This is a genomic window from Streptomyces sp. NPDC127108, assembly GCF_042677545.1.
Lineage (GTDB): Bacteria > Actinomycetota > Actinomycetes > Streptomycetales > Streptomycetaceae > Streptomyces.
Window position 1 is genome coordinate 63426 of sequence record NZ_JBHXTE010000001.1, and the last position, 19536, is coordinate 82961.

19 protein-coding genes and 1 riboswitch are annotated in these 19536 nt (G+C 69.8%); of the genes, 10 read left to right on the forward strand and 9 right to left on the reverse strand.

The window, feature by feature from the left end; genetic code table 11:
• Window positions 1-17: 17 nt before the first annotated feature.
• Window positions 18-1742, reverse strand: a complete 1725-nt coding sequence (cimA, locus tag ACFVHO_RS00280; protein ID WP_385707867.1) for a citramalate synthase — start codon at window positions 1740-1742, stop codon at window positions 18-20.
• 816 nt (window positions 1743-2558) lie between these two features.
• Window positions 2559-2633, reverse strand: a riboswitch (cobalamin riboswitch).
• A 219-nt stretch (window positions 2634-2852) separates the two neighbouring features.
• Window positions 2853-3221 (reverse strand): VOC family protein, encoded by a 369-nt coding sequence (locus ACFVHO_RS00285; protein ID WP_385707870.1) that lies wholly within the window; start codon window positions 3219-3221, stop codon window positions 2853-2855.
• A 63-nt stretch (window positions 3222-3284) separates the two neighbouring features.
• Here ACFVHO_RS00285 and ACFVHO_RS00290 point away from each other — a divergent pair, with 63 nt between their 5' ends.
• Window positions 3285-3737, forward strand: a complete 453-nt coding sequence (locus ACFVHO_RS00290) for a MarR family winged helix-turn-helix transcriptional regulator (protein ID WP_385707872.1) — start codon at window positions 3285-3287, stop codon at window positions 3735-3737.
• 226 nt (window positions 3738-3963) lie between these two features.
• Here ACFVHO_RS00290 and ACFVHO_RS00295 read toward each other — a convergent pair whose 3' ends face one another.
• Both ACFVHO_RS00295 and ACFVHO_RS00300 read right to left on the reverse strand, forming a co-directional pair.
• Complete coding sequence (locus tag ACFVHO_RS00295) at window positions 3964-4335, reverse strand: hypothetical protein (RefSeq protein WP_385707875.1); 372 nt, start codon at window positions 4333-4335, stop codon at window positions 3964-3966.
• Window positions 4332-4997, reverse strand: coding sequence for a TetR/AcrR family transcriptional regulator (locus ACFVHO_RS00300; protein WP_385707877.1), 666 nt, complete (start codon window positions 4995-4997; stop codon window positions 4332-4334). The genes ACFVHO_RS00295 and ACFVHO_RS00300 overlap by 4 nt, the downstream gene beginning before the upstream one ends.
• 70 nt (window positions 4998-5067) lie before the next feature.
• Here ACFVHO_RS00300 and ACFVHO_RS00305 point away from each other — a divergent pair, with 70 nt between their 5' ends.
• A complete protein-coding gene (locus tag ACFVHO_RS00305) occupies window positions 5068-5730 on the forward strand; it encodes an O-methyltransferase (protein WP_385707880.1) in 663 nt (220 codons plus the stop codon).
• Between the two features lie 15 nt (window positions 5731-5745).
• On the opposite strand, the gene ACFVHO_RS00310 is transcribed toward ACFVHO_RS00305, so the two are convergent.
• Window positions 5746-6651, reverse strand: coding sequence for an NADP-dependent oxidoreductase (locus ACFVHO_RS00310; protein ID WP_385707883.1), 906 nt, complete (start codon window positions 6649-6651; stop codon window positions 5746-5748).
• Between the two features lie 200 nt (window positions 6652-6851).
• Between ACFVHO_RS00310 and ACFVHO_RS00315 the strand changes: the two genes are divergently transcribed.
• Window positions 6852-8672 carry a matrixin family metalloprotease gene (locus tag ACFVHO_RS00315; RefSeq protein ID WP_385707885.1) on the forward strand — a complete coding sequence of 607 codons (1821 nt, stop codon included), beginning with the start codon at window positions 6852-6854 and terminating at the stop codon, window positions 8670-8672.
• Between the two features lie 140 nt (window positions 8673-8812).
• Window positions 8813-9559 (forward strand): phosphotransferase family protein, encoded by a 747-nt coding sequence (locus ACFVHO_RS00320; RefSeq protein WP_385707888.1) that lies wholly within the window; start codon window positions 8813-8815, stop codon window positions 9557-9559.
• 143 nt (window positions 9560-9702) lie between these two features.
• Here ACFVHO_RS00320 and ACFVHO_RS00325 read toward each other — a convergent pair whose 3' ends face one another.
• Entirely contained in the window at window positions 9703-10281 is a 579-nt protein-coding gene (locus ACFVHO_RS00325; protein ID WP_385707891.1) for a dienelactone hydrolase family protein, read from the reverse strand.
• Window positions 10282-10538: 257 nt separating this feature from the next.
• On the opposite strand from ACFVHO_RS00325, the gene ACFVHO_RS00330 reads away from it, so the two are divergent.
• Window positions 10539-12005 (forward strand): FG-GAP repeat protein, encoded by a 1467-nt coding sequence (locus ACFVHO_RS00330; protein ID WP_385707893.1) that lies wholly within the window; start codon window positions 10539-10541, stop codon window positions 12003-12005.
• 35 nt (window positions 12006-12040) lie between these two features.
• Here ACFVHO_RS00330 and ACFVHO_RS00335 read toward each other — a convergent pair whose 3' ends face one another.
• Window positions 12041-12874 (reverse strand): PIG-L family deacetylase, encoded by an 834-nt coding sequence (locus ACFVHO_RS00335; protein WP_385707896.1) that lies wholly within the window; start codon window positions 12872-12874, stop codon window positions 12041-12043.
• Between the two features lie 55 nt (window positions 12875-12929).
• On the reverse strand, window positions 12930-14333 hold the full coding sequence (locus ACFVHO_RS00340) for an FAD-dependent oxidoreductase (RefSeq protein WP_385707899.1): 1404 nt from the start codon (window positions 14331-14333) through the stop codon (window positions 12930-12932).
• Between ACFVHO_RS00340 and ACFVHO_RS00345 the strand changes: the two genes are divergently transcribed.
• From ACFVHO_RS00345 to ACFVHO_RS00360, 4 genes are all read left to right on the forward strand, one after another.
• The gene (locus ACFVHO_RS00345) at window positions 14237-14995 is read left to right on the forward strand and encodes a YqjF family protein (RefSeq protein WP_385707902.1); all 759 of its coding nucleotides are present in this window, start codon (window positions 14237-14239) and stop codon (window positions 14993-14995) included. The genes ACFVHO_RS00340 and ACFVHO_RS00345 overlap by 97 nt on opposite strands.
• A gap of 137 nt (window positions 14996-15132) precedes the next feature.
• Window positions 15133-15513, forward strand: a complete 381-nt coding sequence (locus ACFVHO_RS00350) for a hypothetical protein (RefSeq protein WP_385707905.1) — start codon at window positions 15133-15135, stop codon at window positions 15511-15513.
• 347 nt (window positions 15514-15860) lie between these two features.
• Window positions 15861-16055, forward strand: a complete 195-nt coding sequence (locus tag ACFVHO_RS00355) for a hypothetical protein (protein ID WP_385707908.1) — start codon at window positions 15861-15863, stop codon at window positions 16053-16055.
• A 63-nt stretch (window positions 16056-16118) separates the two neighbouring features.
• The gene (locus ACFVHO_RS00360) at window positions 16119-17327 is read left to right on the forward strand and encodes an FG-GAP and VCBS repeat-containing protein (protein ID WP_385708597.1); all 1209 of its coding nucleotides are present in this window, start codon (window positions 16119-16121) and stop codon (window positions 17325-17327) included.
• Window positions 17328-17451: 124 nt separating this feature from the next.
• On the opposite strand, the gene ACFVHO_RS00365 is transcribed toward ACFVHO_RS00360, so the two are convergent.
• On the reverse strand, window positions 17452-17958 hold the full coding sequence (locus ACFVHO_RS00365; protein WP_385707911.1) for a hypothetical protein: 507 nt from the start codon (window positions 17956-17958) through the stop codon (window positions 17452-17454).
• 281 nt (window positions 17959-18239) lie between these two features.
• Here ACFVHO_RS00365 and ACFVHO_RS00370 point away from each other — a divergent pair, with 281 nt between their 5' ends.
• Entirely contained in the window at window positions 18240-19418 is a 1179-nt protein-coding gene (locus ACFVHO_RS00370) for an acyl-CoA dehydrogenase family protein (RefSeq protein WP_385707914.1), read from the forward strand.
• Window positions 19419-19536: the final 118 nt, after the last annotated feature.

Genomic DNA, 19536 nt, shown 5'->3' on the forward strand with positions numbered 1-19536 from the left:
CCTGCGCGAGGCGTGTCTCAACGGCTGGGGACCGGTGCCTGCGTCGCCGCCGTGGCAGGGAGTGGATCCGTACGGGAAAGTGCGCCCGTACGAGACAGTGCGTCTTTGAGGGGCTTGTACGTCAGGGCGTCACAGAGGGCGAGCATGGCGGCCACGACCGCGCTGGTGTGGACACCGACGGTGGTCCATTCGCCGTCCGCGTCGCGGGAGACGACGAGCACACGGGTCAACGCCGGGGTACCGGGGGCACTTTCGAGTACGCGCACGCTGTACCCGGCGAGAGCGGTCTCCGCCACCCACGGCAGGTGCGGGACGAGGGCCCGGCGCAGCGCCGAGTCGAGGGCCGCGACCGGACCGTCGCCCTCGGACGTCGCGGTGACTTCCCCGATGGCGTCGGCGGATCCCTCCACTCGCAGTCGCACGCTCGCCTCGGAGACGACTCCGCCCTCCGCCGAGCGGCGCTCGACCACCTGGTAGGTGAGGGGCGCGAAGGCGGAGGGTGCTCGTCGCGGTGCGCTCGGGCCCGAGGCCGTGTCCGTCAGTTCGTCGTGCAGGAGGAGGGCGAGCGATGCGTCGGCGGACTCGAAGGACCAGCCTCCGGCCTCCAACTGCTTGACTCGGGCGACCACGCGGGACACGGCCTCCGTGTCCTGGACGTCGAAGCCGAGCTGGAGGCACTTCAGCTCCAGGCTGGCGCGCCCGGCCATCTCCGTCACCAGGATGCGGGATTCGTTGCCGACGACGTCCGGGTCTATGTGCTGGTAGAGACCGGGGTCGACCTTCATCGCGCTGGCGTGCAGACCCGCCTTGTGCGCGAAGGCCGCGGCTCCCACATACGGCTGGTGCCGATCCGGGCTGACATGGGCGATCGCGGCCAGGCCCTGGGCGGTCCGTGTGAGCTCGGACAGTCGTGCCTGCGGCAGCACCGGCATGTTCAGCTTGGTGGCGAGATTGCCGGTGACCGCGAACAGGTCCGCGTTGCCCGTGCGTTCGCCGTATCCGTTGGCTGTGCACTGCACGTGCGTGGCGCCGGCCTCGACGGCCGCGACCGTGTTGGCCACGGCGCATCCGGTGTCGTCCTGGCAGTGGATGCCGATCCGGAACGCGGTGCGCTCGATGACTTCGGCGACGGCCTCGGCGAGTCGGCCGGGCAGCTGACCGCCGTTGGTGTCGCAGAGTACGGCGACATCGGCGCCCGCCGTCATGGCCGCGTCCAGGACGCGGAGCGCGGTGTCGGGGTCGTCCGCGTAGCCGTCGAAGAAGTGCTCGGCGTCAAGGAACACCCGGCGCCCCTCGGACGTCAGGAAGCGCACCGTGTCCTGGACCATCGCGCAGTTCTCGGCCACGTCCGTACGCAGAGCACGCTCGATGTGTCGCCTGTCGGCCTTGGCGACGAGCGTGATCACCGGGGCCCCCGAATTCAGCAGGGCAAGCACCTGCGCATCCTGTTCCGCCCGTCGTCCCGGTTTGCGCGTGCTGCCGAATGCGACTAACGCCGCGTGTTTCAGGTCGAGTTCCGTGGCCGCGCGTTCGAAGAAGGCGGTGTCCTTGGGCATGGCCCCCGGCCAGCCGCCTTCGATGAATCCGACCCCGAGAGAGTCCAGCAAACGAGCCGTTGCGAGTTTGTCCGTGACGGAGTAGGAAATCCCCTCGCCCTGCGCGCCGTCGCGCAGGGTTGTGTCATAGAGATGGAAGCTGTCGCCGAGCGGGGTTCCGGCGGGTGAAGTGCGTGTGTGAGTCACCAGGTGTCCTTCCTGAGCGGTTGTCGTTGTCGGATTTCCTGGTTCGGCAGGCGCGGCGCCCTCCGCGAAGGGAGGCAGGCAACGCGACGCCGCGGCGATAGGGGCTGGTCGTACGGAATCCAGAAGGCGCACGGACGCGCAGGGAGCGGCCCTGCAACGCGGCCGGTCGACTGCCCGTGCCGGGATCACCGGCGGAAGAAGCAGGCAGCCCAAGGGGTCGGCGCTCCGCACCGCGCTCTTGGTGTCAGGCCGTGGGGACGGATTCGCCCTTCGACGGTCCAGCAGTCAGCGCCCGGAAGGCAGGGGTTCCTGGTCAGCGCACATCGCCAGGGGAATGGTTCGGCGACGAACGATCCACACGACATCCAAGTCGGCTCGGCCCCACCGATCGGGCAGGGCGAGGAGCCGTTCGCCGTCGGCATGAGCGCGCGGCGGTGGTGGGCCGCGGCTGCAACTGCTTCAGCGAATGGACTGGTTGGGTTCCGCACATACGGAGGCGGTGAAGGGCCGCACGCGGGCACGCGAGGCGGTCAACCTGTGGGGCGGTTTCCGCACGGGCGATGCGCGACATCCAGCGGTACTGGAGATGTGTGCCTGGCGAATGCGCGTAGGACGCGATGCCAGGAGGACTGCGGCACGGCAGGCTGGAAGCCCGCGTCGGCTCATACCGTACGCATCAGGGCAGGGCCAGCACGCCCAAGCGCAGAGAAGGAACGGCTTCGGTTCCGCACACACTGGAGAAGCAGCGGACATGCATGGCAAAACTCCCCGACGTCTCGGCGCCATCCTCGTGGGCCTCGTCGTGAACCCGCGGACGGCGATCTGACTTCCGGGAGCCGGGGCTCATCCGGTCACAGTGGCGGGACCGTGCCGGATTCTCACCGGCTTCCCCGTGCCGCGGGCGTTGGCCCTTCATGTGTAGCAGCCGCCGCTCGCACCGGTCACCCCCTACCGACCCCCACTCGACCGCGCACCGCCCGCGGACCAAGGGAGAACGATCGCTGACACAGCATCAGATCAGGCTGCAGATTGGCGAAACGGCGGCCCGTACAAGCGGGACGCGCGCCAGTCGCCGCAGCACACTCTCGTACGGCGGGGGCGCCTGGCCGATCAAGCGCGGTCGTGGAGCGTGACCTGGTAGCCGTCGGGGTCGGCGAAGGTGAAGGTCCGGCCGAAGGGGCCGTCGATCGGTGCGGAGACGATGGTGTGGCCGTCGGCGACGAGTGCGTCATGGATGGCCTGGACGCCGGTGGCGTGGAGCCAGATCGCGGCACCGATGCCGGGCTGGGCGACGGATGCGAGATCGGTACCGGGAAGAACGTCGCGGAGTGCGAACGCGATCGGCTTCGTCTCGAAGACGACGGCGTGCGGAGGCCCGGCCTGCGAGCGGACGAGGCCGAGGTACTGCTCGTAGAACGCCTGCGATGCGTCGAGGTCGCGCGCTTGGAGCGAGATGAAGTCGGGGCCGGTGACGGGCATGCTGATGCTCCTTCTCTTTATGTCAGCTTTCTGACACAGGCCAAGCTATGTCAGAATGCTGACATGAATCAAGACGGTGTCGACCTGGAGACGTCACTGGGCTACCTGCTCAAAGAGGCGTCGAGCGTCCTCCGCTCGGCCATGGAAGAGGTGCTGCGCCCGCTCGGCATGAGCGTGACGCACTACGCCTGCCTCGAACTACTGGCCCAGCGACCGGGCTTGTCCAACTCCGAGCTCGCGCGCGGCGCGTTCGTGACACGGCAGTCGATGAACGTGCTGCTCCAGGCCCTGGAACGAGACGGCTACGTGACCAGGCCCGCGGCGGCCCCCGTCGGGAAGGCTCTGCCCACGCGGCTCACACCGCGCGGCCGACGGAGCCTGGAGAAGGCGACCGTGGCGGTCCGGTCCGTCGAGACCAGAATGCTGGCCGGCATGACCGAGGCCGAACAGTCAGACGCGTTCCGGAGCCTGCGGAGCATGATCCATTCTCTGCGCGACGGCAACGACGGTGCATAGCTCGTGCCCCGGCGCACGCCTCGTAGTGCCGGGACAAGAGTCCAGCCGAGCGTCAAGTGGGGCGAGTTCGCGGAGGACGGCACCCCCGCCCCCTCACGGTTCGCGTCGGGCATGCGGATACCCCCGGTGGTGAACCTCCGCTGGAGACCGGCGGACAGTCGTCCCTCATGCCGGCCCTCCCGCTCACCCGAGCCGACCGACCACCGGTCCGACCCAGGACGCACCCTCAGGCAGGGATGAAGACGTCCTCGTGAGCCCCGTCCAGGATGAATCCGTTGTCGAAGCGGACGCGCACGCTCACCCGAGGCCCCCGTTCCTGGAAGGCGGTCCACGCGGGTTCCAGAGAGCCGACCTTCTCTTCGAGCTGCCTCCTGCTCTCCGTGGGCATCCCGGCCCCGAAGGAGTCGAGCAGCGACTTGAGGCGCTCGTACTCACGCACGTCGTCGCTCTCGTCCTGGTGGCCGACCACCTGCTCGACTGTCCCGCCGGTGCCCGCCGCCAGGGACAGGAACCCGATGACGACCCCCGACACCTCGGCCGAATCGGTCAGCCGGGTGTCCGCTGCCAGCACCACCCGCTGGCCTGCCTTCAGAGTCATCTGCTCCCCATCTCCCCTGCGTCGGCCACGTCCGCTACGTCTGCGCGGTGCAGGAACGCCTCGACGAGGCGGTCGGTGAAAGCCTGGTCGACGGGTTCCGCCGTCACCAGGACGCGGTGGTAGACCGGCCCCACGAGTTGGTCGATCTCCGCCGCGACGTCGAGTCCGGCGGCGAGCTGGCCGCGTTCCACCGCGCGTTCCAGTGGGAGTCGGTCGCGTCGGCGCTGTTCGTCGAGGTACCCGGACCGCAGGGCGGTGGCGAACGCGGGATCGTGCTGGGCGTGCCCGATGAGGGCCTTGAAGACGGCGCCCGCGTCGGACCGGGTGAGGAACAGAGCCAATTGGCGCAGGTGGGCGCGCAGATCCGGGGCCAGGTCGCCGTGGTCCGGTGGGGTCAGGGCTTCGGCCGCGTCCTGGAGGAAGGCGTCCAGGAGGATGTCGGTCTTGGTCTTCCACCAGCGGTAGACGGTCTGCTTGGCGACGCCTGCCCGGGCGGCGATGCCCTCGATGGTGACACCGGTGAAGCCCTTCTCGACCAAGAGGTCGTCGGCCGCCTCCAGCACCGCCTGTCGGGCCTGTTCGCTGCGGCCATGCCTGTTGCCGTGGTGACGTGCCGCCGATTTCGGCCCGGCCGTTGCGGCGGCCGTACTTCCTTGCTCCATGTCTGCCTCCTGGGGCCAGCGTAGGCCAGAACCCCTAGACGCTACGCAACGGTGCGTCTAGTCTAGGTTCATGGCACCCACCAACACCCTCGAAGACCCCCGTGTCGCCTCCGCCCTCGACCGGATGTTCCGCAGTGCCGAGCAGGACGAGGCGACCAGCAGACGGATCCGGACGGCGTGGCCCGAGGGCTCCGCGCCCCTCGGCCCGCAGGAGCAGGCCGACGCCAAGGCGGAGGTGTACATGCCGATTTCCGCCGAGGGCGGCCGCCTCCTCTACAACCTGATCCGAGCCGCCCGCCCTGCCACCGTCATCGAGTTCGGCACGTCCTTCGGCATCTCCACGCTCCATCTCGCCGCCGCGGTGCGCGACAACGGGACGGGGCGGGTGATCAGTACGGAACTGAGCGCCGCCAAGGCCGCGACCGCCCGCCGGACGTTCGCCGAGACGGGCCTTGACGACCTGATCACCGTCCTCGAAGGAGATGCCCGCGACACCCTTGCCGCGGTCACCGGCTCTGCCGACTTCGTCCTCCTCGACGGCTGGAAGGACCTGTGCCTGCCCGTCCTACGGCTCCTCGAACCACGCCTCGCGCCCGGCACCCTCGTCGTCGCCGACGATGTCGACCTGGAGGACCTCGCGCCCTACCTCGACTACGTCCGTGACCCCCGGAACGGCTACCAGAGCGTCACGTTCCCCGTGGAGGACGGAATGGAGATCAGCTGCCGCCTCTAGAACAGTGGGACGGGCTCAGACGCGGACCACGATCTTGCCCCGCGTGTGTCCGCGCTCGGCGTACGCGTGCGCTTCCGCGGTCCGGTCGAGGGGATAGGTGCGCTCGACGCGCGGCCTGTAGCGGCCTTGACTGCCGAGTTCGCCCGCCTCGGCGAGGAGCGTGGAGTCGTTCTCCGCGTTCGCCAGATGCACACCCAGACGCTGCGCGTTCGTGTAGTCGGCGATCGTCGACACGCGAGCGGGGTCGCCCACGATCGCGATGAGGTCGGCCAGGGATCCGGAGGCCGCCGTGTCGAGCGCGACGTCGACGCCGTCGGGAGCCAGGGTGGCGAGGCGCTCCGCGAGGCCGGTTCCGTAAGTGGTGGGAACAGCTCCGAGCGCGGTGAGGAACTCGTGGTTGCGCTCGCTGGCCGTCCCGATCACTGTGGCGCCCCGAGCAACCGCGATCTCGACCGCGGCACTGCCCACGCCTCCGGCGGCACCCTCGATGAGAAGGGTGCGCCCCCGCAAGGGGCCGAGCGCCCTCAACCCGCCCAGCGCGGTCACAGATGCCAGAGCGGCGCCCGCGGCCTCCTCGTCGGTCCATGCGGCGGGTGCGTGGGCCCAGGCCGAGAGCACGGCCAGCTCCGCTGTCGCGCCGGTCACGCCACCGAGACCGAAGACGCGGTCGCCGATGCTCACTCCCCGCACGCCCGTACCGATCTCGTCGACGACGCCGACGGCTTCGCGCCCAGGAATCGCGGGCAGGTCGACGGGGAGCACCTCGCGCACCGCACCGGAACGCACCTTCCAGTCCACGGGATTGACGCCTGCCGCCGCGACACGGATGCGGATCTCACCGGGACCGGGGGTCGGGTCCGGCACCTGCTCGACCACGAGGGTCTCCACACCGCCGTACTCGTGATAGCGGACTGCACGCATGACGTTCTGCCTTTCCAACACGGCCTGGACCGGGCGTTCGTGAGATCAGTGGGGTGAATGTTCGGCGTGTGCCGACGCCCACCACGCTAAAAGCTCACGTTGGCGTCAGGTGCAAGTCGGGCAGGCCGCCCAGGCAGTGGTGGCTACGACTTCAGCATTCGCCGGCGGATGAGCGTGCTTCCACGGGTGCGGAAGGCTTCGTGGATGTCGTCGCGTATCTCCCAGCGGCCGCGGGAGCGAAGCGGCTGCTCGGAAACGGCGGAACGAAGCCTCCCGAGCATCGTCTTCCGGTGCCAGCATCCCCCTATGCCCGGGCGTCCGCCGGAATCGACGTCGCGCGTCACAAGGAGATCCCCATGTCCTCCTCGTCCCGAGACACCACGGTCACCCTGGCCGGCGGCGTGCCGACCCCCAAGGCGTCCCTGGAAGGACTCACCGTCGGCGCATCCGGTGCGGGCGTCGCCGAGGTGTGCGGATTCCTGCACCGATTCGGTTATCTGCCCCAGGGCCAGGACACCTTCGACGAGGAGGCGCGCGCCGCTCTCCTGCACTACCAGCGGTTCATCGGAGTCGAGCCGACCGGTACGGTGGACGGGCCCACCTTGCGAGTCATGGCAGCGCCGCGCTGCGGAGAACCCGATCCACCTCCGGTCACCGCGGCGGCTGAGGCCGGGTTCACACTCAACGACAACTATCCGGCGTGGGACGACACCAGGCTGACCTGGAAGGCCGTGAACTATCCGCTGGAATGGGGACCCAGCGAACCCGTGTTGCGTACGATCCGGCACGGCTTCGAAGCGTGGAGCGCCCACGTGCCGTTCATCAGGCTCGTTCACGTCGGCCAGGGCGGAAACTCAGACGTGGCCATGAGCTTCGCTTTCCGCAAGCACTGCCTGAGCGGGGAGTTCACGAGCAGCAACCCGCTGGCACACGCCCCCAACGAGCACCGCGGCCAGATCCACATGAACGACGCGTTCACCTGGATCCCCGACCACTCCTTGCCGGACAGCCCCGGTGAGGCCAACCTGTTCTCCGTCACCGCCCACGAGTTCGGCCACGTGCTGGGCCTCGGTCACAGCAGCAACCAGGACGCGTTGATGTGGCCGTACGTCGACTTCGCCGACAAAGCGCCGAACTCCGATGACATCGCCGGTGTGCACGCCAAATACCCGCTCGGCGGCAAGACCGCGGGATTTCTCTTCTACCAGCAGGAAAGCGGACAATGGGCGACCGGATACCCCATGGCCCACGGCAAGAAGTGGGGAACCTGGCAGGTATCGGAGCCGGGCTCCTTCACGGACTGGACCCATATCGTCGGGGCCGGCAACCAGGCGATGCTCTTCTACAACAGGCCGACCGGCCAGTTCTCGACCGCGATCCTGCACGACGACGGCACCGTGACCACCGCCTTCGTATCCGATCCCGGTACGTTCGGAGACTGGACCCACATCGCCGGGGCCGGGAACGGCGCGCTGCTCTTCTACTACCGGCCCACCGGCCAGTTCTCGACCGGGATCCTGCAACCGGACGGCAGCTTCAAGACCGTCTTCGTCTCCGAACCCGGGGCCTTCGCCCAGTGGAACCGCATCGTCGGATCCGGCAACGGTGCCCTGCTCTTCACCAACCTGAGCAACGGCCAATGGTCGACCGGAATCCTCCAGGCCGACGGCAGCTTCAAGACCGTCTTCGTCTCCGAACCGGGGGCCTTCGCGCGCTGGACTCATATCGCCGGGGCCGGCAACGGCGCCCTGGTCTTCTACAACCAGGACAACGGCCAATGGTCGACCGGAATCCTCCAGGCCGACGGCAGCTTCGACACCGTCTTCGTCTCCGAACCCGGTGCGTTCGGCCACTGGACGCACATCGTCGGCACGGGCCGCGGCGCTTTCCTGTTCTACGACTCCCCCAGCGGCAGGTGGTCGACCGCGACCCTCGCACCTGACGGCAGCTTCGCCACCGTGCACGTATCCGAACGCCACGAACTCGGCACGTGGAGCCACCTCGTGTGCCCGACCGGATAGAACCCGCATCTGATTCCGCGTCGGCGGACCGTGCGGGGGGGCGCCTGTCGGACCTGCGTGGCGGTCGCTGGGCTCAGGCAGCGCACGACCGCACCGGAAAATCCGAGCGACGTCGGCGGTCATCCGGGATGCTGATCGCCATGGATGAGGTCAAGGTCGTCGTCGCCCATCACGAGTGCGCGACGCTGCGCGTCGGCGACGTGTTCCTGAAGGTCGACGCCCATCAGACACGCACCGACATCGAGGTCGAGGCGATGTCCAGGGCCCCGATCCCCACTCCGGAGGTCCTGTGGCGGAAGCCGCCCGTGCTCGCGCTGGCCGCCCTCCCCGGGATGGCGCTCGGCCGCCTCGGCGAGCCGTCGACCGCGTCGCCGGCGGCGTGGGCCGCGGCCGGTGCCGCCATCCGGAAACTCCACGACGCGCCCCCGCCGCCCTGGCCCGGCCGGGCCGGCCGAGGCATCGACGAGTTGGTGGCGGAACTCGACGGCGAGTGCGAGTGGCTCGTGACGAACGACGTCCTGCCCGCCGACCTCGTCACCCGCAACCGCCACGTCGCCGAGGCGGCGCTCCGGCCGTGGACCCCGGTGTTCACACATGGCGACCTGCAGATCGCCCACGTCTTCGTCGACGGCGACGAGGTCACCGGCATCATCGACTGGACCGAGGCAGGGCAGGGGGACGCCCTGTACGACCTCGCCACCGTGACGCTCGGACACGAGGAGCACCTCGGTGACGTCGCCGCGGGCTACGGCGCCGACATCGACCTCGACGTGATCCACGGGTGGTGGTCGCTGCGCAGCCTGCTGGCGGTTCGCTGGCTGTTCGAGCACGGCTTCGACCCGACCATGCCGGGCGGTGAGGTCGACGTACTGAGAGCCCGGATGTGAGGCTGCGCGGGCCCTGCTGCTGTGAGTTGCGAGTGCCTTCTCAGCCGTCGAGCAAGCCACCCCGGGGGCGCGTCGCCCGCCCTCGATCCCCACGGCAGACAGATGGCCCTGCGTTGGGGAGGCGTCGGCTGGCGTGGGCCGGGCTAGTCGATGCGGGCGAGGAAGGCGAGCGCCCGGTCGGTGGCCTGGGTGGCGGCATGCTTGTCGTACGTCGGAAGGCTGCTGTCGGTGAACAGGTGTCTGTCGCCGGGGTAGAGGAAGAGTTCGGCGTCCGCGGCCGTCTCGACGAGGGCGCGGGCCGCGTCCACGTCGCCCTCCCCGGCGAAGAACGGATCCGCGTCCATGCCGTGGACCTGGACCGGGACGTCATGGGGCCAGACACCGCCGAATTCCGAGACCGGGACGCATGCCTCGAACAGCAGCGCGCCCTTCGCGCCGGGGCGGGTCTGGGCCAGCTTCTGCGCGGGCAGCACGCCGAGCGAGAACCCGAGGTAGACGAGTTCCGTAGGCAGTGCAGCGGCGGCGGAGGTGCCGCGCGCGATGATCGTGCCGAACCCGGCGTTCTCGGCGTAGCCGATGCCTGCCTCCAGGCTGTCGAACACCTGCCCCTCAAACAGGTCCGGAACGTGGACCGTGTGTCCGGCCTGTCGCAGGCGCTCGGCGAACTCGCGGACGCCCTCGGTCAGCCCCTGCCCGTGGTGGAAAACCAGGACCTCAGCCATGTCGCTCCCTTCCTGCGGGCAGCGCCCGGACAGCGCCGCGGCACGAGTATGTCGCGCAGCACTGACATCCCTCCTGCCCCCTGGCTCCAACGCGCCCATGACCGGCCTCTCCCCCACCACCACGGCCATGGCCGAACGGCACCGCGACACCTGCCGTGAACCCGGCATCAGCCCCCGGTGAACTCCGTACAACCAGCTCCACCCTTCGACGGTCACACCAGACAAAACCCGATCCCGTCGACCGAGTGGGGGCCTCCGTGCCGCACAGCCGCCGCATCCTGACGTACGCCATCGCAGCCGCCGCGGCCACCGCCGGAGTCGTGCTCCCGGCCGGTGCCGCCGCTGCCGCACCCCGTACCGCCACCAGCGACTTCAACGGCGACGGATACGCGGACCTCGCCGTCGGCGTCCCGGACGGGACCGTCGGCGGCAAGGCCAAGGCCGGGTACGTGAACGTCGTCTGGGGCGGCCCGAAGGGCGTCGGCGCCCACGGAAGCATCCGCGTCACCCAGGCCACCCCAGAGGTACCCGGCACCCCGGAGGCGGGCGACCGCTTCGGCGCGTCCGTCGTCCTGACAGACCTCAACGGCGACGGCATCGCGGAACTGCTCTCCGGTGTCCCCGGCGAGGACGTCACCGACCGCGGCACGGACGCGGGCATGGTCATCGTCGTGGACGGCTCGAAGAACGGGCCGGGCCCGGGGTCGACGGTCCTCACCGGGCCGTCGCAGTCGGCCGCGTACGGCAAGTCGGTCGCGGCGGAGCATCTGACCGGCGGTGACAACAAAACGATCGTGGTCGGCGGCACGGACAAGGTCGTCGCCCGAGTCATCCAGGGCGAGGACAGCATGGTCACCACCGTCGTCGCCGCTCCCATGGGCGGTCGCGCCCCCGTCCTCGCCACCGGCGACTTCGACAGCGACGGCACGGCGGACCTGGCCGTGGCGTACTGGACCGCGGGTGTCCCCAGCACGCAGTCCCACGTGCGCCTGTGGAAGTGGGACGCCGACCAGGCCGAAATGGCCAACTTCTGGAACACGGACAACGCCGGTGTGACCGCCCTGGCCGCAGGCGACTTCGACGGCGACGGCAACGACGACCTGGCGCTCGGCGAATGCCGTGAGATCGCCGACGAGAACATCGACGACCCGTGCGGCCCCGAGGAACGCTTCAAGGGGGGTGGCATCCACGTCCACTACGGAAGCCCCGCAAGCGGCTCGTTCGGCACCCGCGCCCAGACCCTCAACCAGGACACCCCGGGCGTCCCGGGCGTGGCCGAGGACGGCGACCGCTTCGGTGCCGCCCTCGCCGTCGCCGACGTCAACCGCGACGGCCGCGACGACCTGATCGCGGGTGCTCCCGGGGAGGCCATCGGAAGCGGCTCGGGGGCGGGCGCCGCCTGGCTGCTCCGCGGCGGCGCCCGGGGACTGCTCGACGCCAAGGGCACCGCCGCGTCCGTCGCCTGGAACCAGGACACGCCGAGTGTCCCGGGCGTCGCCGAGGCGGGTGACGCCTTCGGCGCCGCGGTCGCCACGGGCGACTACGACGCCGACGGCGTACCGGACGTCACGCTCGGATCCCCCGGCGAGAACGCCTCCCTGGGCGCCGCCTGGCTCCTCCCCAAAGGCTCGGCCGGCGGTTCGACGGCGTTCTCCCCGCGCACGCTCGGCCTCCCGTACCTCTCGACGGCTCAGAAGTACGGCAAGCCTCTCGGCAGCCGCTGAGTGCGCCCTGCGGGTGTCGAGCCGTTGCCAGCGGGTCAGCGCAACCCGGCGAAGAGATCGTTCTCCGGTACGGCCGCGCCGGTGGTGTCCTGGACCCGTACGAAGGTCTCCACGCCCATCAACTCGGCGAACTTCTCCTTGCCCATCTTGAGGAAGAAGATGTTCTCGCCCTGGCTGGCGTGCGCGGCCAGGGCGTCGAACTTCTGACCGCTGTATGCCGTGGTGTCCACCCACGTGGAGATCTCGTCGTCGGGGAGGCCGATCTCGGCCATCGCGGCGGCCTCGGCGGGATCCGGCTCCGGCGTGTTCTCGTCGAGCTCGCGCATGATCTCCCCGAACCGCCGCATCATCGAGTGGGGCATCGTCGTCCAGTACACCTTCGGTGTCAGGTCGGTCATCTCCAGTGCCGCCATCGTGATGCGGTGGGCCTGGATGTGGTCGGGGTGGCCGTAGAAGCCGTTCTCGTCATAGGTGACGACCACATCGGGCCGGTAGTGCCGCATGAGTTCCGCGAGCCGGGCGGCGCCTTCCTCCACCGGGGTCCGCCAGAAGGAACCGGGGGCATCGTTGCTCGGCCAGCCCGTCATCCCGGAGTCGGCGTAGTCCAGCATCTCCAGATCGCTGATCTTCAGGGCGCCGCAGCTCGCCTCGAGTTCCTGGCGGCGTATCGAGGCGACCTCCGCCGGATCGTGCCCGGGGTCGCCCGGCTTGACGCCCTCCGGCCCGTCACCACAGCCGCCGTCGGTACACGTCACGAGGACCGTGCGGATGCCCTCCGCCGCGTACCGCGCGAGGACCCCTCCGGTTCCGGTGGCCTCGTCGTCCGGGTGGGCGTGCACTGCCATGAGGGTCAACGGCCGGTCAGTCATGAAACAGTCCTCCTGCAGGAATACGTCTAGGTCCACGTGCGCGGCGGGCGTACCGCTATCTCGGGGGCCGGATCCCGGCGGGTGGACGACCTTGCGGTCTCCGTGTTTCCCGCACGTGCGGTGCCGGTCCCCTGTTCGATGCAACAGTGCCGGTCGGACCGGGTGTTCCCGGTACGCATCTGTCACGACCGCAGACAGCAGACCCACGCGTTCTTCCACAGCCGCCTGACCCATCAGGCAGGCTCGCACCGCGCGCGTCAGTCCCGCGGATGGGAGCGAGGGCGGCAACGCTGTAGCTCGGAGGCCGGCCTGCCGGTCGCGAGTTCCTCGGCGATGAGACGGCCGACGGTGGGCGCCAGGGTGACGGCGGAGTGCATGACGGCGACGTAGACGGATCGATCGTTTGTCGCGTAACCAATGACGGGGCCGTGTGCGGGCATGGGGCGTCTCCTGGTGCGGTAACCCAGCAGGCAGCACTGGTCGCTTCCCCTGAAGGCCGCCACGAAGTGCTGGAACGCGTTTTGAGCGGCCTGATCACCCGCTGCCGCTGAGCCTTCAACCTGCGGTACGACCAGAAGGAGGTGAGTACGACCGTGGTGGCGGCATGGAGCCCGGCCGAAGTCAGCACTCCTTCGACGCGTCCGTTGGTCACCTGCAAGGAGGTCACGGCGGTTTCGTGGAGCACGGTTGCCCCGTGGTCGCCGGCAGCTGCCACAAGCGCGTGAGCCAAGGCTGTCGGGTCGACTCCTGCGTCGCTCGGAGTGTGAATGACCTGGCCGGGTGGGTGTCGGAGGTTCGGCTCCAGCGCTGCGACGTCACGTCGTCCCACTCGAAACCGGCCCGGCCTCAGCCGCGAATCCCCGGCGGGCGGGTGGGGCCAGGACAGCGAGCCTGTCCGGCGGACGGTGACATCGGGTATTTCGTTCTTCAGGCGTCGGGAGTCCGCCTGGAGCACAGTCGGGGTGCAGCCGGGACGACGCAACGGAATTTGCTGCGGCTCGTTCTGTTCAGCCGGCTTCGGTTCGTGCGGATTGGGCTTCGCTGTGGAGAGGGAAACCGCTCCGATTCCTACGAGAACGCACTCCGCGAGGTCCAGCGAGAACTCCACTGCGACGTACCGCAAGAAGCCGACGAAGTCCCCCTGCCCGCCATCCGCATCGCGGAGGAAGACTGACCGCAGGGCCCCCTCTCCAACGCCAAGATCCTCAACCCTCACGGGCGGCCGCCAGGCCCTGGGCCCGCCCCAGATGAGGTGGCCGACGAAATCCGGCGGGCAGCCACGGGGATACGAATGCCCCGGCGCGCCTGTGGTGTTGAACACCTCCCCGGCTTCCCGGACATTGAACGTGCAACAGTACGCCGATGCTGAATTTCGCTGCCTCACCGGAGCCGGTAACAGCTGATCCGGCGCGCACGGTGCCGAGCACACTGCTGACCCAGTCCTGGCTCGACCTGTCATTCCTGCATTGGGCCGTTGACCCGGCGGACGTGGCACCGCTGCTGCCGGCAGGGACCGTGCCGGACACGCACGACGGGCTTACTTACGTCGGCCTTGTGGCGTTCCGGATGCACCGGGTGGGCTGGTTCAGGGCTCCGGGCATCCCGTACTTCGGCACCTTCCCAGAGGTCAATGTGCGGCTCTACTCGGTGGACCGGCAGGGTCGGCGTGGTGTGGTCTTTCGCTCGTTGGAGGCGGCCCGGCTGCTGCCGGTGGCCATCGCCCGTGCAGCCTTCCAACTCCCCTACACCTGGGCGCGGATGACGATTCGCCGCGAGGGCGACACCATCAGCTACGTGAGCAGTCGTCGCTGGCCGGGACCGCGCGGGGCGCGTTGTCGGATCGCGGTTCGGATCGGCGAGCGGATAGAGGAACCGACGCCTCTCGAACACTTCCTCACCGCCCGTTGGGGCATCCACAATTCGCTGTCCGGTCGATCGGTCTACCTGCCCAACAGTCACCCACGCTGGCCGCTCCACAGAGCCGAGCTTCTGCAATGTGAGGATGACTTGGTGTCTGCCGCCGGGCTGCCGACGTGCGCCGGACCTCCCGTGAGCGTGCTGTACTCCCCCGGTGTGCCGGTCCGCATGGGCTATCCGGCCAAGCCGGGTATCGAGCTGTAACGGCAGACGACACGACGTCGGTCCTTGCGTGAGTGCGGGCACGGCCGGGCCGGACCGCCGCTTGGCGCCAGGAACTCTGGCAAATCGTTTCCGACTGGTCAGTCACGACGGAGACCGGGCGGGGGTAGCGTTCCGGCATGACGTCAGTGCCGCCCCGGTTTCCGCCGTATCCGATCCGTGGTGTGTGCGTGCTGCATCGGAAGCAGAACTGCGCGCCGCACTTCGCGGAGATCACGGTGGATTTCGAGCCCGCGGCCGACGGCTTCGCCTTCGAGGTGGCCCCAGGGATAACGGTCGAGTACGAACCTGCCGAGGACCTGCCGCGCTTCTTCGCGGCTGCCGCCGCGGGGATCGCGGAGCAACTGAGCTTGCCCGAACACGGAGTCCTGACCGCCACTCGGGTGGTGCTGCGGCGTGCCCGCGCCGATCGCTTCGGCTCTCACGAACTCGCGTTCAAGATCGCGGGCTTTCTCGCCGCCCGCAAGGCCTTGGAGCGTACGCGGATGCCGGGGCACTGAGCAGTGCCCCTGCCCCTCGCGACGACGGAGCGCCGAAGCTTGGAGGGTCTCCATGCCGGTGATCGTTCCATAGCGATCGAACGGGTTGCCGGTCTTTGCACAGGAACTCGATCACGTCGGATCGTCCTCGCGAACACCGGCATCGCGGCCTCGGCGGAGGGCGTCATGATCTGCTGGCGGGCCGGGACATCGGGCAGCTCGGGCGACGGCGGGTTCGGTACCGGAGGGGCGTGCCGACGGTACCCGCCCGGACGTGACGCACGTCCCTCGTCCCCGCGTGCAACCTCTGGCCTCACCCACCGGTCTCCCCTAGGTCCAGACCAGCATTTCCAGGAGAGACCCCGCGCATGCCCCCCCGCACCACGCCTGCCCGCCTGGCCACCGCCACGGCCACCGCCGCCCTGACAGCCGGCCTCCTCGCCGTCCCCACCGCGGCGACAGCCGCCCCGGCCCCTTCGCGACTGACCGGCGATTTCGACGGCGACGGCTACCGGGACGTCGCCGTCGCCGCTCCGGCGGCCACCGTCGGCGGCAAGAAGTAGGCCGGGCAGGTCGTCGTCACGTACGGCACGAAGCACGGTCCCGACCCCGCGCGACGGACCGTCATCAGCCAGAACTCCCCCGGAGTCCCGGGCGCGGCGGAGAAGAACGACGAGTTCGGACAGCAGCTCGCCGTCGCGGACCTCAACGGTGACGGCTACAGCGACCTCGCCGTGTCCGCCCCCAAGGAGAAGGTGGGCCGCAAGGAGGACGCCGGGGCGCTGGTCATCGTGTGGGGCTCCCGCACCGGACTGTCGGGCGCGACGACGGTGAAGAACCCGCAGCCGCTGTACGGGAGCTACTTCGGCGGCGGCTTGGCCGCCGCCGACTTCACCGGGGACGGCAAGCCGGACCTGGCCGTGTCCGCGCAGGGCGACTCGGGCCGCAACGCGTACCGGATCCGACTGATCCGGGGCCCGTTCACGAAGCAGGGCCGCACCGGCAGGGTCACCTCCTACCAGGCCCCGCTCGAATCCCCCGGCCTCACGGCGGGATACGTCAACGGCGACAAGAAGGCCGACCTCGTCGTCACCGGCCTCCAGACCGGCAAGGACGTCCTGGGCGCCGCCGTCTTCTACAAGGGCACCGCGTCCGGCCTGGCCAAGGGCGCCAAGCTGCGCGCGGGCACGACGGCCGCGGTCGGCGACCTGGACGGCGACGGTTACGGCGACATCGTCCTCGGCAACCCCGACGAGCCCGACATCGAGCCGTCCGGCTCGAAGGGCGGCGAGATCAGCGTGATCTACGGGACGCAGTCGGGTCCGAGCACGACGCGGCGCAAGACCCTCACACAGAACAGCCCGGGGGTGCCCGGTGCTTCCCGGACCGGGGACCGCTTCGGGACGGCCGTGGCGATCGGTGACTTCGACGGCGACCGCCGCGCGGACCTGGCGGTCGGCGTGTCCGGCAAGACGTACGGCAAGGACCCTTATGTCTTCGACGCGGGTGCTGTGGTCTACCTGCGCGGTTCGGCGTCCGGCCTGACGACGGCGGGCGCGGCGACCGTGCACCAGGACAGTCCGGGCGTACCCGGCGAGCGCGCGGAGAGCCACGCCTTCGGTGCGACCCTGCTCGCCTCCGACGTGAACGCCGACGGGCGCGCCGACCTCACGATCGCCTCGGCCGAGGCGGACCACGGCACGGGCATGCTGTGGCACCTCCCGGGCGCAGCGGGTTCCGCCCCGTACTCCCCCACGGATGCGACCGCCTTCGCCCAGACCCGCCTGGGCCTCTCCAAGCGGTACGCGGCCTTCGGCACCCAACTCGCGGGCTGACCGCCCACGGCGAGCACGCACTCTGCCCTCTCACGGCCAGCGCGTGCTCGTCCTCCCGCGCCGGGCGGCTTCGTTCGCGCCCGGCGGCAGGGAAACTCAGGCCGGACGGGGCAAGAGCGAGGGCTCAGTGCTCCTGAGGTGAGGTGCCGGGGACCGCAGTCTCGCGGGCCAGCCGACGGGCTTCGGCCATGACCTCGGCATCGATCTGGGCCGCTGCCCGGTCTCCGTGTTCCAGGATGGCGTACTCATCGTCGAGTTCGGCAAGGCGCTCGGCCAGCGGCAGGTCGTGGCCGAACCTCTGGTGGGCGCGCAGGGTAAGTTCTCGCGGGGGCAGGCTGCCAGCCAGGGTCTGGTGCGCAAGCGACCGCACTGCTGCTTCCTGCCCGGCCTTGCTGCCTCGCGGGTGGAACGTGAGGCCGAGCTCGTCGAGGGCAGCTGGCAGAAGGCCGGGTACGTCGTACTCCGCTTCGCCGCGGGTGCACGCGGCGAGGAAGCGCAGTGCCGGACTGTCGAGCCCCGCGACGAGTGCCTCACATGCAGCCCGGACCACCGCGTGCGCCCGGGTCTCACCGGCACTCCACAGAGCAGCGACATCCTGCAGGTCACGCGCTGCTGCTTCGATTGACGGCATACGCACATGATCCGCGATGCCAGGCGATCCGGTCGAACGTGTTTCGGTGGCTGCCGCGGGCCTGCCACGGCCCCCTTCCCAGCGATCGCCTCCACCGCGCGTCGTTGTCCCTCGGTCTGAGTCTCGCCCCGTTCTTTGCGAGTGACACATGCTGCGCGGCCGGGCAGGGGCTCCCGACTCCAACAGCCCGACGGGCCAAGCTCGTTGGAGCCTTCGGGCCGGGCCACCGGGGCGGGTGTGCGTGAGACGATCGGGAAACAAGCCACAAGGAGAGGAAATCCATGGGGGCCAAGGGTCAGCTGCATGTCAGTGCGGAACTGGCGGGAGTGCTGGAGCGGATCGACGCGCTCGGCGGGATGCTCGATGAACGGGCCGATGCCGCCGAGGAGTTGGGGAAGCTGCCGGAGGACACGGCGCGGGCACTGCTCGACACGGGGATCGTACGGGCCGAGCTCCCGCTGAGCCTCGGCGGATACGAGTTCGCGCCGCGGCAGCTGATCGAGACGGCGGAGCGGGCGAGCTACCACGACGCCTCGGCCGGGTGGACCATGTTCGCGCTGCAGATGATGACCGGGACCACCGCGGCGTACCTCGCCGGGGACGCGGCGGCCGAACTGTTCCCCGACGTGCCGAACGGGAAGTACGCGCTGCTCTCCGGGCACGGCACACGCCCCGGCCGGGCCGTCCCCGTGGAGGGCGGCTTCCAGGTCAGCGGCCAGTGGCAGTTCGCCTCCGGGATGGCGCACGCCACCCACATCCACAGCGCGATCCAGGTCGAGGGGACCGGTGAGCTGCGAGTCCTCGCGATGCCGAAGTCGCAGGTGACCCTGGACGGCAACTGGGACGTGCTCGGGCTTCGCGCGACACACAGCATCGACTACCACTGCACCGATGTGTACGTACCGCACGAGTACACCTACATCGCGACCACGGACACCCCGGTCAACGGTGGCGCCGTCTACCGCCTCGGCCTGGTCAACATGTCAGCGATCTCGCACACGGGCTGGGCCCTCGGCGTCGGCCGTCGGCTCCTGGACGAGATGAAGCGGGTCGCCGCGGCGCGCACGGGTACGCGGGGCGCCGCGGTCGACACCTCCCAGTTCCACGCCGAGTACGCGACGGCGGAGGCCAGGCTCAGGGCAGCCCGGTCCTGGGCGAACGACGTCTGGCAGGACGTCGAACAGACTCTGGACCAGGGCGAGTTGCCGAGCACCGAGCAGGACACTCTCATCCGTCTCGTCCTGAACCACACGACCTCGACCGTGCACGAGGTGGGCCACACCGTGCACCGCTGGGCCGGCTCGGCGGCGATCCGCCGCGGCCCGATCGACCGCTTCCTGCGCGACCTCGGGACGGGCACGCAGCACATCACGTCGAGCCCGGTCGTGCTCCAGAACTGCGGCAAGTGGCTGAGCGGCGCCCAGCCGGACGCCCGGTGGAGCTTCCTCGACCTCACCTGACCGTCCGGAGGGGGCGGCGCGGGGCGCCCCCTCCGACTCGTCGCACCCGCGTGACTAGGGCCCGCTGTCGGTGACTCCGGCAACACCGGACATCCTCAGCCGCCTGGGCACCGCACCA